This is a genomic window from Plantactinospora sp. CA-294935 (assembly GCF_050936445.1).
Taxonomy (GTDB): Bacteria; Actinomycetota; Actinomycetes; order Mycobacteriales; family Micromonosporaceae; genus Plantactinospora.
The window spans coordinates 5,720,317-5,736,910 of the sequence record NZ_JBNJMU010000001.1; the positions used below are offsets into that span (position 1 = coordinate 5,720,317).

Here is a 16,594-nt window from a genome sequence, read left to right on the forward strand (position 1 = left end):
CGAGTACGGCCGGCCCGCCGACACGTCCCTGACCCGCGGTGGCGAACCAGCACACGGACCCGCAGCCTGCCGGACACGTTCGTCTACCGGCTCGGTGACGGACTCGGCGACACCGCCACCGTGACCGTCCGGATGAAGGACTGACCACCCAGCTGGTACCCGGCCTCGGCCCGGTGCGGTAGCACTTCCGCCTCCGACGGACCGCAAGGGGAGGTTGAAAGAGGTTCAGTGATGGTGTGATCGTCGAACGCCCACGAGTCGACTCGTAGCGGTCATACGGCGGTGCGGTCCGCCGTTCCGCTGCCGGGGCCGGACGTCCACCTGTGGGGGTTGGCTGATCGGCGTGCACGGCTGGACGCCTGGACGACGTGTGACCTTGCGACTGCGCAGAGTAGCTTCGGGGTGAGGTGTCGGCGGCCGTGGACTCGATGCCTTGAATCGCGGGCGGTCCGTCCGCCGAGAGATCCCGTTATCTGGACCACGGCCTCGGCAAGGAGCTGTGTCATGTCCGTTGCCAGCACCATCCTGACCATCGGCTGTCGTCGGACTGGCCGGCGTGCCGGCCCGTACCTCGGCACGCTCCTGCTGGCGGCGGGGTTGGTGACCGCGGTGCCGGCACCGGCCGCGGCGGAGGTCACCGGCACGGAGGTTCTCGCCTGGGGGGCCAACCAATACTTCCAACTGGGCGACGGTACCGATACGCCGCGCCCGCTGCCGGTGCGCGTGTTGCTGCCGACGGGCACCACATACACCCAGATCAGCTCGGGTGGGGCCCACAGCCTGGCAATCACCAGCGACGGGTACGTGTACGGCTGGGGGCAGAACGCCTTCGGCCAGCTCGGCGACGGGAGCGACTTCGTGCGGACCACTCCGGTGCTGACGTTCATGCCCGCGGGCAGTGCGGTCGCGGTCTCTGCCGCTGAGCGCCACAGCGTGGGGCTGACCTCGTCCGGGCAGGTATACGCGTGGGGAGCGAACGAGTTCGGGCAACTGGGCAACGGCATGGCGGAAGAGTCCCAACCCTGGCCCGTCCCGGCGGCCATGCCGGCCGGCACCACGGTCGTCGCGATCTCGGCCAGGGGCGGGCACAGCCTGGCATTGACCTCCACCGGGCAGGTGTACGCCTGGGGCATCAACAACGCCGGCCAACTTGGCAACGGCACCACCGAGCGAAGCCACGTGCCGGTGCCGGTGTCGTTACCCGCCGGCACCACGGTTGTCGCCATCGCGGCCGGGAGCGCCCACAGTCTCGCGCTGACCTCCACCGGCCAGTTGTTGGCCTGGGGCAGCAACGGCGGTGGCCGGCTCGGTGACGGCACCACCACCCAACGGACCACACCGGTGCCGGTGTCGCTGCCCACGGGGACCTCGGTCACCGAGATCGTCGCCGGTTCCTCGCACAGTCTGGCCATCACCCCGACGGGGCAGGTACTGACGTGGGGGAGTGGTCGTACGGTGCCGGTGCCGGTGCCGCTCCCGGCCGGCACCACCGTTGCCACCGTTGCCGCCGGAGGCCACAGCCTCGGCCTCACCTCGACCGGACAGGTGCTCGTCTGGGGTACCGACGACAGCTCCACACCGACGGTGGCAACGCTCCCGGTCGGCGTCTCGGTGACGGCCGTCGCCGTCGGTGCCTCCTTCAGGGTGACGCTCGGGTCGCGGCTGCCGGCCCCGGTAGCGGGCTGGGGAAGGAACGGATCCTTCGAGCTGGGCAACGGCTCCAGTCTCGACTACCGGGCCCCGGGCCGGGTCGCGCTGCCGGCCGGCACCACGGTCGGCGACGTCGCCGCCGGCTACCACCACGGCCTGGTGGCCACCTCCACGGGCGGTGTGCTCGGCTGGGGGGCCAACGGTAACGGTCAACTCGGCGACGGTACGACCACGAGCCGCGCCATCCCGGTGCCGGTGTCGCTGCCCGCCGGCACCGTGGTCACCGCTGTCGCCGCCGGACTCGCGCACAGCCTCGCCCTGACCGACACCGGTCAGGTCTACGCCTGGGGACGCAACGGCGCGGGACAGCTCGGTGACGGCACCACCGTCTCCCGCACCAGCCCGGTACCGGTGTCACTCCCCACCGGCGTCACGATCACCGCCATCGCCGCCTACAACGTGCACAGCCTCGGGTTGACAACCACCGGTCAGGTCTACGCCTGGGGGAACAACACCTACGGTCAGCTCGGCGACGGCACCACCGTCTCCCGTAGCACCCCGGTGCCGGTGTCGTTGCCGGCGGGCACCACCGCGACCGGACTGGCCGCCGGCGGGTTCCACAGCCTCGCCCGGACCGCCGCCGGCCCGGTGCTGGCCTGGGGATACAACAGCGTCGGTCAGCTCGGTGACGGCAGCACCACCAGCCGCAGTACGCCGGTGCCCGTGTCACTGCCGGGCGGCACCACCGTCACGAGCCTCGCCGCCGGCCTCCTGCACAGTCTGGCGGTCACCTCCACCGGGCAGGCGCTCGCCTGGGGGAGCAACAGTGTCGGCCAGCTCGGTGACGGCACCATCACCAACCGCAGTACACCGGTGTCCGTGTCACTGCCCGCCGGCACCACCGTCACCGCGGTCGCCGGCGGCAGTGTCCACAGCCTCGCCGCCACCTCCACCGGTCTGGTCCTCGGCTGGGGACGCAACAACTACGGCCAACTCGGCAACATCGACATACCGGTCAGCAGCCAGGTTCCGGTGCCGACGACCCAGCCCCTCGCCACCCCGGCCGTTGACGTCACCGCCGGCGAGCACCACAGCCTCGCCCGATAGCGGCCGCAGGCGCCGGGTCCGGTCTTCTCGTTGCCGGTCTTCCGCCTACTGGACCGCGAATCGCTCCATCCGGAGAGTGCCGGAAGCCCGCGTTGGCCGGGGCGACGATGACCGGTACGCTGCGGGGCGGCCCAGGTGTAGACAGGATCGACAGGAGACGCCGTGCCTCCCGCAGAAGCCGTTCCGATGTTCAGCCCGGAGCTCCGTCGCGGACTCGGCCGGCTGCTCGCCCTCGCTCTCCTGCTGACCGTCGGTCTGGCCGCCACACCGGCCCAGGCGGCGACCAACCTGGTGCGGAATCCGGGGCTGGAGACGTTGGGCGCCGACGGGTTCCCGACCTGCTGGGAGCGGTCCGGGTTCGGCGACAACACGTACACGTTCGGCCCGACGACCGACGCGCGCAGCGGTAACCGGGCCATGCGGATCGCCATCACCGAACTGACCTCGGGCGACCGGAAGGCGATGATGCTGGAGAACGCGGAGTGCGCTCCCCGCGTCACCGTGGGTCGCCAGTACGACCTCTCGGTCTGGTACAAGTCGACCACCGCCGCCAACGCGATCACGCTGTTCCGGCACGACACCCGGGACGGCTGGCAGTACTGGCTGGATCCGGCGACGCTCGCGGCGACCACCGCCTGGCAGCAAAAGGTGGTGCGTACGCCCCCGATCCCGGCGAACACCGACCAGATCACCTGGGGCGTCAGCATCTACAGCACCGGCACACTCACCACCGACGACTACTCGATGGTCGACGTGAGCGCGCCGACGCCCACCCCCAGCGGGTGCAGTGACGCCACCGGCTGCACCAGGGGCAGGTGGCAGGTCATGCCGTACGAGTCGACGGTGCGCGGCATCCACGCGGTGATGCTGCACAACGGCAAGGTGCTGCTCGTCGCGGGCTCCGGCAACGACCCCAGCGCCTTCGAGGCCGGCACGTTCAAGACCGCCGTGTACGACCCGGCGACCGGCGCCTTCACCAACGTCGCCACGCCGGTCGACCTCTTCTGCGCCGGGCACGTGCAGTTGCGCGACGGCCGGGTGCTCGTGATGGGCGGCAACAAGGACTACCCGAGCGCCGACGGCACCGTGGGTTACCAGGGCCTGAAGAACTCGTACATCTTCGACCCGGCCACCAACAAGTACAGCCGGACGAACGACATGCTCGCCGGCCACTGGTACCCGTCGGCAACCATGCTCGGCAACGGCGACATCCTCTCGCTCGGCGGCCTCGGCGAGGACTCCACCGGCACCACCACCACCGACTACTTCAGCTCCGCCCAGCAGCGCTGGCTGCCGATGAACGAGGTGAAGCAGACCTGGTCCTGGTGGGGCCTGTACCCGGCGATGGTGCTGATGCAGGACGGCCGGCTCTTCTACACCGGCAGCCACACGTTCGGCGTCGGCCTGCCGGGCAGCGGAGCGTCGATCTACAACTACGGCACCGGGGCGATCACCGACGTGCCCGGACTCCAGCGCAAGGACGAGCGCGACCAGTCGATGAGCGTGCTGCTCCCGCCGGCCCAGGCGCAGCGGGTGCTGACGGTGGGCGGCGGCAACGGCGACGCGGGCGCGACCGCGCACCGGCTGACCGACATCATCGACCTCAAGGCCGCCAGCCCACGGTACGAGCCGGGTCCGCCGCTCCCGCAGGGCACGCTGACCGGTGGCGTGCCGCAGGGCGACGACCAGGGCAAGATGTACGTCTCCCTCGTACTGCTGCCCGACGGCACGGTCTTCGAGACCGGCGGCGCGCTGCACAACCGGGCCGACCCGGTCTTCGAGGCGTCGATCTTCGACCCGCAGACCAACCGGTTCCGCCAGGGCATGGCGACCGACCCGGTGCCGCGCACGTACCACTCGTCGGCGTTCCTGCTGCCCGACGGGCGGGTCATGGCGGTCGGCGACAACCCCGGCAACGGGTCGTTCGACACCCGGATCTCGATCTACTCGCCGCCGTACCTCTTCAAGGGCGCCCGGCCGGTGATCCAGACCCTGGCCAGGACCAACTGGGGGTACGGCAGCACCCAGCGGATCACCGTCAACGCGGCGGTGACCCGGGCGTCGCTGATCCGGCCCGCGGCCGTCACGCACTCGTCCGATCCCAACCAGCGGTTCGTCGAGCTGCCGATGACGGTCAACGGCAACACCATCGACCTGAACGTGACGAGCAACCCCAACCTGGCCCCGCCCGGCTGGTACATGCTCTTCGTGCACAACGCCAACGGCGTACCGTCGATCGCCAAGTGGGTCAAGCTCGGATGAGTCGCTGGTTCCGTGCCGTCGCCGGCTGGGTGAGGGCCAGCGGTCGCCGTGGACAGCTCGGCATCGCGGCGGTGCTGGTGGTGCTCGTGCTCGCGGTCGGCGTCGTCGGTGTGCTGGTGGCCGGCGGCGGCGATCCCGACATCCTCTGGGGCGGTGGCACCTCGGCGGCGCCGGCCGACGAGCCGGCGGTGGAGAGCGGCGGTGAGTCGGAGCCGGGGCAGCGCGACGACGCGCCGGATCCGACCGGCCCGGTGGGGTCGCCACCGCCGTACGTGCAGCCCTTCGCCGAGCAGCCGGGTGCCAAGCCGCGCGGGGCGCGGCCGTCGCCCACCGCCGGGGTCGAGATCGCCGAGGGTACGGACGGCTGCGACCACGCGTACGGCGACCGCGACGTCTGCGTACCGTGGAAGTTTCCGGACGGTGTGACCGACAGGTGCGGGTGGCTGCGAGAGCGCGGGTTCGAGCCGCTTAAGATCACCGGTGGGCGCGACCGGCACGGTCTGGATCGCAACGACGACGGGACCGCGTGTGGCGCTGGGGATTGACACAATCGCCTGCCCGACAAGGGGATTTGCATGTGTCGGCACTGTTCTATCCTGCTCCGATGAATAGGGCCGCTCGCTCGCAGCTCCCGGTGGCGACCCCCAACGGAGAGGTGCACATCCCGTTGCCGCGCCGGGTGGGTCTGGTGGAGACACCGGAGCCCGCGGCGGACGCGACCATCCTGCTGCCGAAGTCGCCGACCGAGGAGGAGGCCGAGCGCCGGCAGCGGCGGGCGGCCTGGCAGCGCCGGATCGCCTGGGGCGCACCGGCTCTCGTGACACTGGTGCTCTGTGTGATCGGCCTTACCGGGCCCGGGCTGTGGGCCGACGAGCTGGCCACCTGGGGCATCACCACCGTGTCGTGGTCGGAGCTGTGGCGCCAGCTCGACGGGACCGACGCGACCATCGGTCCGTACTACGTCCTGATCCGGGTCTGGACGATCGCCTTCGGGGATTCCGACCTGTCGCTGCGCCTGCCGTCGGTGCTCGCGATGGTCGGTGCCGCCGCGGTCGTCGGGCGGATCGGCACCCGGCTCGGCTCGCACCAGATCGGCCTGCTCGCCGGGCTCACCTTCGCGATCCTGCCGATAACCACCCGCTTCGGGCAGGAGGCCCGCCCGTACGCGCTGGCCACGCTCGCCGCGGCGGTGGCCACGCTGCTGCTGCTCCGCATGCTGGAGCGGTTCACCCTCGGCATCGCGCTGATGTACGCGGCCGCCGTCGCCGCGCTGGGCCTGATGCACCTGGTCGCGCTGCTGCTGCTCGCCGCGCACGGCCTGGCCGTACTCCTCATGAAGCCGAAGCTGCTGTGGCGGTGGACGCCGAGCGCGATCGCCGGGCTGATCCCGCTCTTGCCGATCATTCTGATCGGACGCCGCCAGCAGGGAACCCAGATCGGCTGGATCCCGTTCACCGATCTGCACCAGGTCGAGGCGTACGCCCTGGAGTTCTTCGGCGGCGCGCTGATCGGCGGCGCGGTGCTCGCCCTCGGCGTGGCCGCGATCTCCCGCGAGCGGGGCGCCGTGGTGGCGATCAGCCTCGGCGTCGTACCGGTCGGGCTGCTCATGGCGCTCGGTTCGGTCACGCACATCTGGCAGCAGCGGTACGTGCTCTACACGATCGTCGGCTGGGCCGTGCTGGTCGGCCTCCTGCTCGCCAAGCGCGGGCTGCTCGCGGCGATCTCGGCGATGGTCGCGCTGGTTGTGCTCGCCCTGCCCGGGCACGCCGAGGTGCGCAAGTCCTCGTTCCGGTACCAGGACACGAAGGCGGTGGTGGCACTGATCGAGCGCGACTACCGCCCCGGCGACGGCATCGTGTACGGGCTCAAGGACCGTGGTCCCGGCGTACTCAACCGGGACATCATCGCCCACTACCTGCCGGCGGACCGCCGCCCGACCGACCTGCTCATGGACCGCCCGATGCGTACCGACGGGTGGATGGTGGCGAGCGAGCACCAGGACGTGGCGGCCCGGCTCGGCGAGACGCAGCGGCTCTGGGTACTGCGCCTGGGCGAGTACGGCGACCCCCTGGACGACCTCGACGGAGCGAAGAAGGACGTCCTGAAGGAACGTTATGATGTCACGGAAAGCTGGTGGACAACGGGCTATACCGTCGCGTTGCTGACCCGGAAGGACTCCGCGTGACGATGCACGTCGCCGCCTCGCGCCGCGACGAGCCGGGTGAGCGGACCCAGATCATCCCGCAACAGCGCTCCGGCGAGACGCACGTCATGCCGGCCGTACGCATCCCGATCACAACCCGTGCGACCACGATGGCGCAGCGTCATGCGAGCTGGCTGCCCCGGATGTGGCCGCTCGTCGCGTGGTTCGTCGTCGTCCTCGGGGTCACGCTCTGGCTGAGCGTCAAGTCGACCGGGCCGCTCGGTGCCGTGGTGACCGTCCTGTGGACGTATCCGGTGATCGGGACGATCCTCGGCCTGGCCGGCGCGTTCGTGACGCGGCGGCGGCTGCGTCGCGACCGGCTCACCGCCGCCGACGACCAGATCATCCGGTGCCGCGACCGGCTCGTGGTGGTGGTACCGACAATCGGCCGGCACGACACCTACCCGGCGCTCGACCGCGTCGTGCACTCGTACATCACCTACCTGCCGGAGTGCTTCCCCAAGCTGCGCGTCGACGTCGTCATCGAAGAGGGCTGCGAGGCGGCGGAAAAGATCTACAAGCTGGGCGAGGTCAGCCGGTACATCCGGGTCGTCACCGTGCCCCGGAGCTACCACACCGTCAACGGCACCAGGTTCAAGTCGCGGGCCAACAACTACGTGCACGAGCTGCGCATCGCCCAGCACGAGGACCGGGACGACGTCTGGGTGCTGCACATGGACGACGACACCGGCGTGGGGCTGGACACGGCGATCGCGCTGGCTCGCCTCATCGAGCAGCAGCGCGACCTCGGCGACAAGGCCTGCCACCTCGCCCAGGGCATCCTCACCTACCCGCGCGAGCACGCCCGCAACCGGCTCACCTGGCTGGCCGACGCGAGCCGGCCGATCGCGGACGTGACCATCTACTCGGCGTTCACCGGTGGCGGCCACCCGCTGGCCGGCGTGCACGGCGAGCTGCTGCTCGTCCGTGCCTCCGTGGAGGCCGAGATCGGCTGGGACTTCGGCCCCGAGGCGATCGTCGAGGACGCCCAGTTCGCGCTGATCTTCAGTCGGCGGTACCCCGGGCGGAGCGCCTGGTTCGCGGGCCGCTGCTACGGCGCCTCGCCGGCCACCGTACGGGACTTCTTCCGGCAGCGGGAACGGTGGGCGTGGGGCTTGATCGGGCTGGCACTCGACGACCGGATCCCACTGCGCGACCGGCTCTACATCGGGTACTCGACGTTCACCTGGGTGGTCAGCCCGCTACAGCACATCGGCACCGTCATGCTGGTGGGCTGGATGCTCGGGTCGTACGACACGGTGCCGATCACCCTCCTGGTGCTGCCGATCTGGGCGCTCAACATGGCGTACGCGATCTGGCTCTACACGGAGGGCCTGCGGATCAACGTGAGCGTCTCCCGCCGGGCGAAGTACCGGTGGTGGGAGGGGATAGCGGTGATCCTGCTCGTACCGATCTTCTCGCTGATGGAAGGGGCCGGCGCGATCCGTGGCCTGATCCGGCACCTGCGCGGCGGCCAGCAGCAGTTCGTAGTGATCGCAAAGCCGATATGAGGACCGTCGGCATCCGGGGAAGGGCCGTGGCGCGCTGCGCCACGGTGCTGGCAGTGCTGCTGGCGGCCGGCTGCTCGTCCGGCGAGGGCGGTCCGCTGACCCGCCTCTCCCAGGCACCGCCGGGCGCGTCCGGCCCCAGCGCGTCCGCCGAGCCGCAGGTGACAAAGGTGCGGCTGCCGTGGCAGCCCGGCATGCGTCAGCACGGCATCGCGATCTACTGGGAGAACAACCAGAACGACACCGACCAGATCGTGCGCGCCAAGGCGCAGAAGGTGCTCGACCACGTGGTCGGGCTCGGCGCAAACTCGATCTCCGTCTCGTTCTCGTTCGTGATGGACTCGGCGTACGCCAGCGCGGTGCGGATGGATCACCCGATCACCCCGTCGCCCGCCCGCCTGGAGATCGTGCTGGACGAGGCCAACAAGCGCGGCCTGCGTACCGCCGTCCGGCCGATGCTCAACGAGCGCAACCTGACCACGGACGACCCGGACATGTGGCGGGGTTCGATCCGTCCGCAGAGCCGTACGAAGTGGTTCGCGTCGTACCGAGACATGCTGGTCACGTACGCGAAGGTGGCCGAGGCGGCAAAGGTCGCCACGTTCGTCGTCGGCACCGAGCTGAACTCGCTGGAGAGCAGCACCACCGGCTGGCGTACGGTCGCGACCGGTGTGAAGGCGGTGTACAAGGGGGAACTCGACTACAGCGCCAACCACGACCGGCTCCGGAAGACCGGTCCGGCGTCGGGCATCACCCTCTCCGTCGACGCGTACCCGCCGCTGAAGGTGGCTGACAGCGCCCCGGTGAGCCGGCTCGTCGACGGGTGGAACGACTGGCTCGACGACAACCGTGGCGAGGGCCCGATCCGCAATCTGGTCCTGGCCGAGGTGGCGATCGGTGCGCGCCCCGGGGCGTACGAGGAGCCGTGGTCACCGCACGCCAAGGGTTCGATCAAGCCCGAGATCCAGCAGCGCTGGTTCGACGCGGCCTGCCAGGTGATGCGCGAGCGGGACCTTGCCGGCATCTACTTCTGGATGATCAACCTCGACGCCGACCCGAAGGCGAAGCCGTCGGGCAAGTCCCCGATGGACTTCCTGGGCCGGCCGGGCGAGCAGAACATCACGCGCTGCTTCACGAAGGACGCCAAACGGGCTGGCTGACGGCGGCCGATCCCTAGGTCAGATCCCGGATCAGTACGTCGGAGCGGAAGCCGACATACCTGGCCGGGCCTCGTCTGGTGTGCACGGCCGTCCGCGAGTACGAGGAGTCGAACGCGCGCCGGAGGGTGGCCCGGCTCTCGGTCGCCCACGACGGAGAGATACTGCTGTCGGAGCTTGAGGACCGAACCGACCGGGCGACCGTAGCTCTCAGGTATGACCGCGCCTTTGGCGCCTCGGTGTGACGACGTCCGAGGTGGATCGGTGGTTGCCTTCCAGGCCATGGGATCCAAGGGTGTGCTCAGCTATCTTCTGATCGCTTTCGGACTGGCGTGGGCGGCCGTCTTCGTCGCGCACGCGGTGCTCGGCTGGTCGATGGCCGACCCGGTGACCCAGCTGACCGTGGGGCTCCCGATGGCGTTCGGGCCGGCGATCGCGGCCGTCGTCGTACGCCGCTGGGTCACCAGGGAAGGCTTCGCCGACGCCGGCTTGGCGCCGCGCCTGCGGGCCGCGAAACGCTACTACCTGATCGCCTGGGTCGGCCCCGTGCTGGTGCTGGCCGTGACCGTCGGCTTGGCCACCGCCTTCGGGCTATACGAGCCGGCCCTGGCCGATCTCCCCGGCCCCGCCACGCTGCTGGTGCTCGTGGCGCCCGTCGTCCTGACCCCGTTGTTCTGGGGTGAGGAGTTCGGCTGGCGGAGCTACCTCCAACAGCGGGTCGGTCGCAGTCCCGCCCGCGCCGCGCTCATCACCGGTCTCGTCTGGGCCGCCTGGCACTACCCGTTGGTCTTCACCGACTACGCCGGCTACCCGAGCCCGCTGCTCGGGATCGTCACCTGGACTCTCCTGATCGTCGCTCAGGCCGTGATCCTGGCCTGGCTGTTCCTGCGCTCCGGCAGCGTCTGGGTCGCTTGCCTTGCCCACGCCGGCAACAACATGGTCATCGGGACGCTCTCCGCCGTCCTGCTGGTCGACGCCGGCGGCCTCGACCCCGCATCCGCCGACCTGCTGGGCCTGGTCCCGCTGGCGGCCATCTGTGCCTGGATCCTGCTCACCGGCCGGTTGGTGCCACCCGCCGAGCGCGAAGAGCCATGACCCGGCGCGTGGGTACCCTCCGGTCTGGAACGTCTGTGCAAGTCGGGGCCGGGGTTGTGTCTCGGCGCTTCACCCCGCTGGCCGTCACCGTGACGGCCAGCCCATCGAGATGAGCTTCGGCATGTCGACGATGCCGGTGGCGAGTGCTTCGCTGATTTCCCGTAGGGCAGCTTGCTGGTCCCGGGTGAGGCGGTCGAACAGTAGCGATCGAACTTGTTCGACGTGACCGCGAGCGGCTTGTCGGACCTTCTCCATGCCCTCGTCGGTGAGTTCCGCCAACTGACCCCGGGCGTCTGAGCGGGACGGCACTCGGCGGACCCAGCCATCGCGTACCAGGCGGTCGATCGCGTGGCTCAGCCTGCTGCGGTCGAAGACGCACGCTGCTGCGAGGTCGGCCATCCGCATCGAGCGTCCGGGCGCCTCCGAGAGCCGGGTGAGGATCTCGTAGTAGGCGAAGGAGAGGTCCGCGTCCTGTTTCAGCCCCTGCTCCAGCCGGTCGGACAGCAGACGGCTGGCCAGCAGGAAGCTGCGCCACGTCCGCTGCTCCTCGTCGTCCAGCCACCGAGTATCCGTCATCACAACCTCCCGTCGAGTAGTTGAACTTTCATCATCCGATGCTACTGTAAGACAGGTGCTGAAAATTCAACTACTTTGCGGGAGGGATCTTCGATGAACCGCCTGGAAGGCAAAGTGGCGATCGTCACCGGTGCGGCCGGCGCTCTGGGATTGGCGGGAGTGCGGGCGATGGCGGCCGAGGGTGCGCGCGTCGTGATGATGGACCTGTCCGCGACCGTCCACGAGCGGGCGAAAGAGCTCACCGAGGATGGCTACGATGTCACGCCCTACGTCGGTGACGTCAGCGTCGAGGACGACATCGCAGGCGTCGTGGCGCTCGCCAAGGAGACCTACGGACGGCTCGACGTGCTGTGGAACAACGCCGGGCTGGTGTCCGCCGAGTGGATTCTCCAGGACACCGACGTGGTCGGCATCAGCCGTGACTACCTGATGCGGACCCTGGAGGTGAACACCGGCAGCGTCTTGCTCGGCAGCAAGTACGCCATCCCAGTGATGGCCGAATCCGGCGGTGGATCCATCATCAACACCTCATCGGTCCAGGCCGCGGGCGGAGACCTCGCACTGGTCGCCTACGGCACGAGCAAAGCGGCGATCAACTACCTGACGAAGTCGGTAGCCACCTCCTTCGGCCATCTCGGGATCCGCAGCAACGCGCTGGCTCCGGGGCTGATTCCACCGCCCCCCTCAGCAGGAGGATCCGGCGGACCACACCGGCTCGAGGACGTAGCGCCGACAAAGCTCGTCCTGGACTCCCAGATGCTCAACGCTGTCGGGCAGCCAACGGACGTCGCCAACGCCGTCGTGTTCCTCGCATCCGACGAGTCGAAGTTCCTCACCGGCCAGCTCATCTATGTCGACGGCGGGGTGACCGGTCATCTACCGACACTCGCCGACCGTCGCAGGCTGGCCAGTACCTGAGCGCTCGCCCGCACTGCCAGCAGAACCGCATTCGTCACAAGAGAGGCCCCACCATGTCCAACCTCGTCAACCTCGCCGTGATCTACTACTCCGCGACAGGCACCGGCACGGCGATCGCCAATGAAATCGCCGGCGCGGCCGAATCCGCTGGCGCCGCGGTGCGGGTCCGCAAGGCCGCCGAACTGGCGCCGCAGGCCGCGATCGACTCGAACCCGCACTGGGCCGCTCACCACGCGGCCACCGCCGACGTGCCGACTCCGAGCCCCGAGGATCTCACCTGGGCGGATGCCGTCGTCTTCGGCTCACCGACGCGATTCGGCAACATCGCCGCCCAGCTGAAGCAGTTCTTCGACACATTGTCGCCGCTGTTCCAGGCAGGCGCGCTCGCCGACAAGGTCTACAGCGGCTTCACCTCGACCGGAACCCGACACGGTGGGCACGAGTCGACCCTGCTCGCCATGTACAACAGCATTCACCACTTCGGCGGAATCATCGTGCCGCCGGGATACACCGACCCGGTCAAGTGGGTCGACGGCAACCCCTACGGCACCTCCCACCACGCGGTGCTGGGCCCCGACCTCGGCTCGATCGACGAAGACACCCGCAACGCCGCCCGCCACCAGGCCGAACGGGTCGTGCGGATCGCGCGGGCGCTCAAGCAGGGAAGCCCCGCCTGACGCGCGGCCTCGTGCCACCAACCACCAACCACACCTGGAAGCCATCTCAGAAAGGAAATCACCGTGGCACGCATCTGGCTGGTCACCGGAGCCGGCTCCGGTCTCGGTCGCGAGATCTCCCGAGCAGCCCTCGCCGCGGGGGACACGGTCGTGCTGAGCGATCGCCGTACGGCGGGGGCGGAGGAAGTCGTCACCGCATACCCAGACCGCGCCCGCACCCTGGAGCTCGACGTGACCGATCCCGCACGAGTCAACGCGGCCGTCGAAGAGATCGTTGGTCAGTACGGGCGGATCGACGTGCTCGTCAACGCCGCGGGCCGGGGCCACATCGGTGCGGTCGAGGAGACCACCGAGCCCGAACTCCGTTCTCTCATGGAGCTGATCTTCTTCGGCCCAGCGGCCCTGACCCGGGCGGTCCTGCCTCACATGCGAAAGCAGGGCAGCGGCGCGATCGTCCAGGTCAGCAGCCTCGGCGGGCAGTTGTCAGTCCCCGGCATGTCCGCCTACTCGGCAGGCAAGTTCGCGCTGGAAGGCTTCTCGGTCGCCCTCGCCCAGGAAGTCGAGCCACTCGGAATAAAGGTCCTGATCCCACAGCCCGGACCGATGCGGACCAACTTCGCCGGCGCCGCTATCACCGAGTCCGCTCACATCGACGCCTACGACGGCACGGTCCGCAAGCTGCGCGAGCACGTGAACGAGGTCGGCGGCAAGGAGGCAGGCGACCCCACGAAGATCGCAAGCGCTATCCTGACCGCGTTGGCCCACGACAACACCCCACTGCGGCTTCCGATGGGCAACGAAACCCTGGATCGCCTCAACGCCACCGCCAAGCAGACACAGCAAGAGCGGACCGCCTGGGAAGCCGTCATCCGTGGCACCGACTTCGACAAATGAAAACCCCCACTCCGGCGCACCTCGCCTGCGGGTGTGTCAGAGGGACTGCGTAGATTGAACCTTTTTCAACCTCTCCTTGCGGTCCGGCGGACCGCAAGGTCGGACGTGGTGCGTAGGCGTCGCGCGGTCCAGGTTGAAAAAGGTTCATTCATCGACACACTCCGGACATGAGCGGATCGCCACGCGCGGATGTCGGCGCGGCCTGGCCCAGCACGTCCCCGCCAGAATCGGCCCCGCCGGAACACAGGTTCGCGGCAGTGGTTTGCGGCTCTGGAATCCGATCGCCGCGCTGCCGTCGCCGATCTATGCTGCGTGTCCGGTCGTACGGCGAAGGGCTATTTGTGAGCTTCCCTCAGTTGCAGGCCCGTACCCGCAGATTCACCCATGGCCTGCCGCAACGGTTCCAGATCCGTGGCGACGGACGTCAGATGCTGTTCACCCGCACGCGTGCTGGCGACGACCCAATCGCATGTCTCTGGCTGTACGACGTTGCGGCACGCAGCGAACGGCTGCTGTTGGACCCACGCGAGCTGGCTGTCGACGACGGTGACCCGCCTGCGGCCGAACGGCGCCGCCGCGAGCGTGCCCGCGAAACCGGTGGCGGGGTCACCGAGTACGGCTGCGATGCCGACCAGTCGATCGTCGCGGTAGCGCTCGGCGGCAAACTGGTGGTGCTCGACCCGGCCACCGGCGCTACCCGGACCCTTCCGTCCGCCTGTGGTGTGGTCGATCCCCGGCCAGACCCGAACGGCCGGTCCATTGGATATGTCAGCGGCGGTGGGCTGTACGTCGTCGACGTCGACGGCACCGGCATGCGGACCCTGGCCGCGCCGGAGGCCCCGCAGGTGAGTTACGGACTCGCCGAACACGTCGCAGCCGAGTCGATGCACCGCCGACGGGGCTGGTGGTGGGCCCCGGACGGTCAGCGCCTGGTCGCGGCAAGAGTAGATGAGAGTCGCGTGCAGGTGTGGCACCTGGCCAACCCCGCCGACCCCACCACCACGCCGGTAGCCATGCGCTACCCGGCCGCGGGTACCGCCAACGCCGATGTCAGTCTGGTCGTCCTCGGCCTCGACGGCAGCAGAGTCGAGGTCGACTGGGACCGGAAGGAGTTCGAGTACCTCAGTGCTGTCACCTGGGACCGCAACGGTTTAACCATCGCCGTACAAAACCGGTCCCAGACCTGCGTCCGGGTGCTCCGCGTCGATCCGGACACCGGCGCCAGCCACGTCGAACACGTACAGACGGATCCGGCCTGGGTATCGCTGGTGCCCGGCGTACCAGCACGTACCGCCGACGGCGCTCTGGTCTGGACCGCCGACATCGAAGAGACCCGGCACCTACTCGTCGGCGGTGAGCCCGTCACGCCGCCCGGACTGCAGGTACACGAGGTTCTCGATGTCGACGGAGACATCGTGTTTTTCGCCGGTTCGACCGACCCGACCGAGCGGCACGTATGGACCTGGTCCGCCGTTGCCGGACTGTCCCGGCTGACGGCTCCCGGTGTGCATGACGGCCACCGAGCGGGCGGAACGACCGTCCTCATAAGCCGCAACCTGGACGAGCCGGACCCGCAGATCAGCGTGCGAACCATCGACGGATCTTCGGCCCGACTCACCAGCCACGCCCAGACGCCGCCGTTGACCCCTCGGGTCGACCTGTTCGAGGCCGGCCCCTTCCGGCTGCGGACCGCCGTGATCCTTCCTACCGGCTATCAGCCAGCAGACGGCCCGCTTCCGGTGCTGATGGACCCGTACGGCGGGCCAGCAGGCCAACGGGTACTCGCCGCGCAGTCGGTGTACCTGACCTCGCAGTGGTTCGCCGACCAGGGCTTCGCCGTGGTGATCGTCGACGGACGCGGCACCCCAGGCCGCGGCCCACGCTGGGAGCGGCTGGTGCACGGCGACCGCGGCACGGCACCACTGGAGGATCAGGTCGAGGGCCTGCGTGAGGCAGCACGCCGATACCCGCAGCTAGACCTGACCCGCGTCGGGATCCGCGGCTGGTCCTTTGGCGGCTACCTCGCGGCGCTGGCCGTGCTACGCCGCCCCGATGTGTTCCACGCCGCGATCGCCGGCGCAGCAGTCGTAGACCAACGCCTCTACGACACCCACTGGCAGGAGCGTTTCCTCGGCCACCCCGACGACAACCCAGAAGCCTATGACCGCAACACACTGCTCGGTTACGCTCCCGAACTGCGGCGGCCGCTGCTGCTGATCCACGGACTGCTGGACGACAACGTCCATCCGGCCCACACGCTACAGCTTTCCGCGAAACTACTGGCCGCCGGGCGGCCACACAACGTGTTGCCACTACCCTCCGGCACCCACATGATCAGCGAAAGCTACGCTGCGCGCCTCTTGGACGCCCAAGTGGACTTCCTCCGCACAGCGTTAGGCACTGCCGCGACCGTCGTGGCCGACCCCGACAGGACCGGCGCAACGTAGTCCCGGTGTCGGACATCCCGCGGTCCGTGGGGGTGAAGTTGGATCTTGCGCGACCGAGCGGGAGGCGGCAGGATGCTGGAAAGCGCTTGCCCAACGGAGG

13 protein-coding genes and 1 pseudogene are annotated in these 16,594 nt (G+C 69.3%); 13 read left to right on the plus strand and 1 reads right to left on the minus strand.

Annotated elements, in window-relative coordinates:
* Positions 1-504: 504 nt before the first annotated feature.
* From ACQEVC_RS25585 to ACQEVC_RS25625, 9 genes and pseudogenes are all read left to right on the plus strand, one after another.
* Positions 505-1,437: pseudogene (locus ACQEVC_RS25585) on the plus strand (RCC1 domain-containing protein); the annotation flags it as partial.
* Between the two features lie 207 nt (positions 1,438-1,644).
* Positions 1,645-2,757 (plus strand): RCC1-like domain-containing protein, encoded by a 1,113-nt coding sequence (locus ACQEVC_RS25590; protein WP_432891697.1) that lies wholly within the window; start codon positions 1,645-1,647, stop codon positions 2,755-2,757.
* A 162-nt stretch (positions 2,758-2,919) separates the two neighbouring features.
* A complete protein-coding gene (locus ACQEVC_RS25595) occupies positions 2,920-5,019 on the plus strand; it encodes a galactose oxidase-like domain-containing protein (RefSeq protein ID WP_432882049.1) in 2,100 nt (699 codons plus the stop codon).
* A complete protein-coding gene (locus ACQEVC_RS25600) occupies positions 5,016-5,564 on the plus strand; it encodes a hypothetical protein (RefSeq protein WP_432882052.1) in 549 nt (182 codons plus the stop codon). Before ACQEVC_RS25595 ends, ACQEVC_RS25600 begins: the two co-directional genes overlap by 4 nt.
* 59 nt (positions 5,565-5,623) lie before the next feature.
* A complete protein-coding gene (locus ACQEVC_RS25605) occupies positions 5,624-7,204 on the plus strand; it encodes a glycosyltransferase family 39 protein (protein WP_432882054.1) in 1,581 nt (526 codons plus the stop codon).
* Between the two features lie 2 nt (positions 7,205-7,206).
* Entirely contained in the window at positions 7,207-8,733 is a 1,527-nt protein-coding gene (locus tag ACQEVC_RS25610) for a glycosyltransferase family 2 protein (protein ID WP_432891699.1), read from the plus strand.
* 26 nt (positions 8,734-8,759) lie between these two features.
* Positions 8,760-9,890, plus strand: coding sequence for a glycoside hydrolase family 113 (locus tag ACQEVC_RS25615; RefSeq protein ID WP_432882055.1), 1,131 nt, complete (start codon positions 8,760-8,762; stop codon positions 9,888-9,890).
* A 77-nt stretch (positions 9,891-9,967) separates the two neighbouring features.
* Complete coding sequence (locus tag ACQEVC_RS25620; protein ID WP_432882057.1) at positions 9,968-10,132, plus strand: hypothetical protein; 165 nt, start codon at positions 9,968-9,970, stop codon at positions 10,130-10,132.
* Positions 10,133-10,169: 37 nt separating this feature from the next.
* On the plus strand, positions 10,170-10,982 hold the full coding sequence (locus ACQEVC_RS25625; RefSeq protein WP_432882059.1) for a lysostaphin resistance A-like protein: 813 nt from the start codon (positions 10,170-10,172) through the stop codon (positions 10,980-10,982).
* Positions 10,983-11,066: 84 nt separating this feature from the next.
* Here the strand turns inward: ACQEVC_RS25625 and ACQEVC_RS25630 are convergent, their stop codons facing one another.
* Positions 11,067-11,558 (minus strand): MarR family winged helix-turn-helix transcriptional regulator, encoded by a 492-nt coding sequence (locus ACQEVC_RS25630; RefSeq protein WP_432882061.1) that lies wholly within the window; start codon positions 11,556-11,558, stop codon positions 11,067-11,069.
* A gap of 93 nt (positions 11,559-11,651) precedes the next feature.
* On the opposite strand from ACQEVC_RS25630, the gene ACQEVC_RS25635 reads away from it, so the two are divergent.
* From ACQEVC_RS25635 to ACQEVC_RS25650, 4 genes are all read left to right on the plus strand, one after another.
* Complete coding sequence (locus ACQEVC_RS25635; RefSeq protein ID WP_432882063.1) at positions 11,652-12,476, plus strand: SDR family NAD(P)-dependent oxidoreductase; 825 nt, start codon at positions 11,652-11,654, stop codon at positions 12,474-12,476.
* Between the two features lie 53 nt (positions 12,477-12,529).
* Positions 12,530-13,153: a flavodoxin family protein gene (locus ACQEVC_RS25640; protein ID WP_432882066.1), complete on the plus strand. Its 624-nt coding sequence runs from the start codon at positions 12,530-12,532 to the stop codon at positions 13,151-13,153.
* Between the two features lie 63 nt (positions 13,154-13,216).
* On the plus strand, positions 13,217-14,047 hold the full coding sequence (locus tag ACQEVC_RS25645) for an SDR family NAD(P)-dependent oxidoreductase (RefSeq protein WP_432882067.1): 831 nt from the start codon (positions 13,217-13,219) through the stop codon (positions 14,045-14,047).
* A 428-nt stretch (positions 14,048-14,475) separates the two neighbouring features.
* The gene (locus tag ACQEVC_RS25650) at positions 14,476-16,494 is read left to right on the plus strand and encodes a prolyl oligopeptidase family serine peptidase (protein ID WP_432882069.1); all 2,019 of its coding nucleotides are present in this window, start codon (positions 14,476-14,478) and stop codon (positions 16,492-16,494) included.
* Positions 16,495-16,594 lie beyond the last annotated feature (100 nt).

What these genes read in the sequence shown, in the direction of transcription:
- ACQEVC_RS25600 (WP_432882052.1), top strand. Translation starts at nt 5,016, where the DNA reads ATGAGTCGCTGGTTCCGTGCCGTCGCCGGCTGGGTGAGGGCCAGCGGT.
- ACQEVC_RS25605 (WP_432882054.1), top strand. Translation starts at nt 5,624, where the DNA reads ATGAATAGGGCCGCTCGCTCGCAGCTCCCGGTGGCGACCCCCAACGGA.
- ACQEVC_RS25610 (WP_432891699.1), top strand. Translation starts at nt 7,207, where the DNA reads ATGCACGTCGCCGCCTCGCGCCGCGACGAGCCGGGTGAGCGGACCCAG.
- ACQEVC_RS25625 (WP_432882059.1), top strand. Translation starts at nt 10,170, where the DNA reads ATGGGATCCAAGGGTGTGCTCAGCTATCTTCTGATCGCTTTCGGACTG.
- ACQEVC_RS25630 (WP_432882061.1), bottom strand. Translation starts at nt 11,558, where the DNA reads ATGACGGATACTCGGTGGCTGGACGACGAGGAGCAGCGGACGTGGCGC.
- ACQEVC_RS25635 (WP_432882063.1), top strand. Translation starts at nt 11,652, where the DNA reads ATGAACCGCCTGGAAGGCAAAGTGGCGATCGTCACCGGTGCGGCCGGC.
- ACQEVC_RS25640 (WP_432882066.1), top strand. Translation starts at nt 12,530, where the DNA reads ATGTCCAACCTCGTCAACCTCGCCGTGATCTACTACTCCGCGACAGGC.
- ACQEVC_RS25650 (WP_432882069.1), top strand. Translation starts at nt 14,476, where the DNA reads ATGCTGTTCACCCGCACGCGTGCTGGCGACGACCCAATCGCATGTCTC.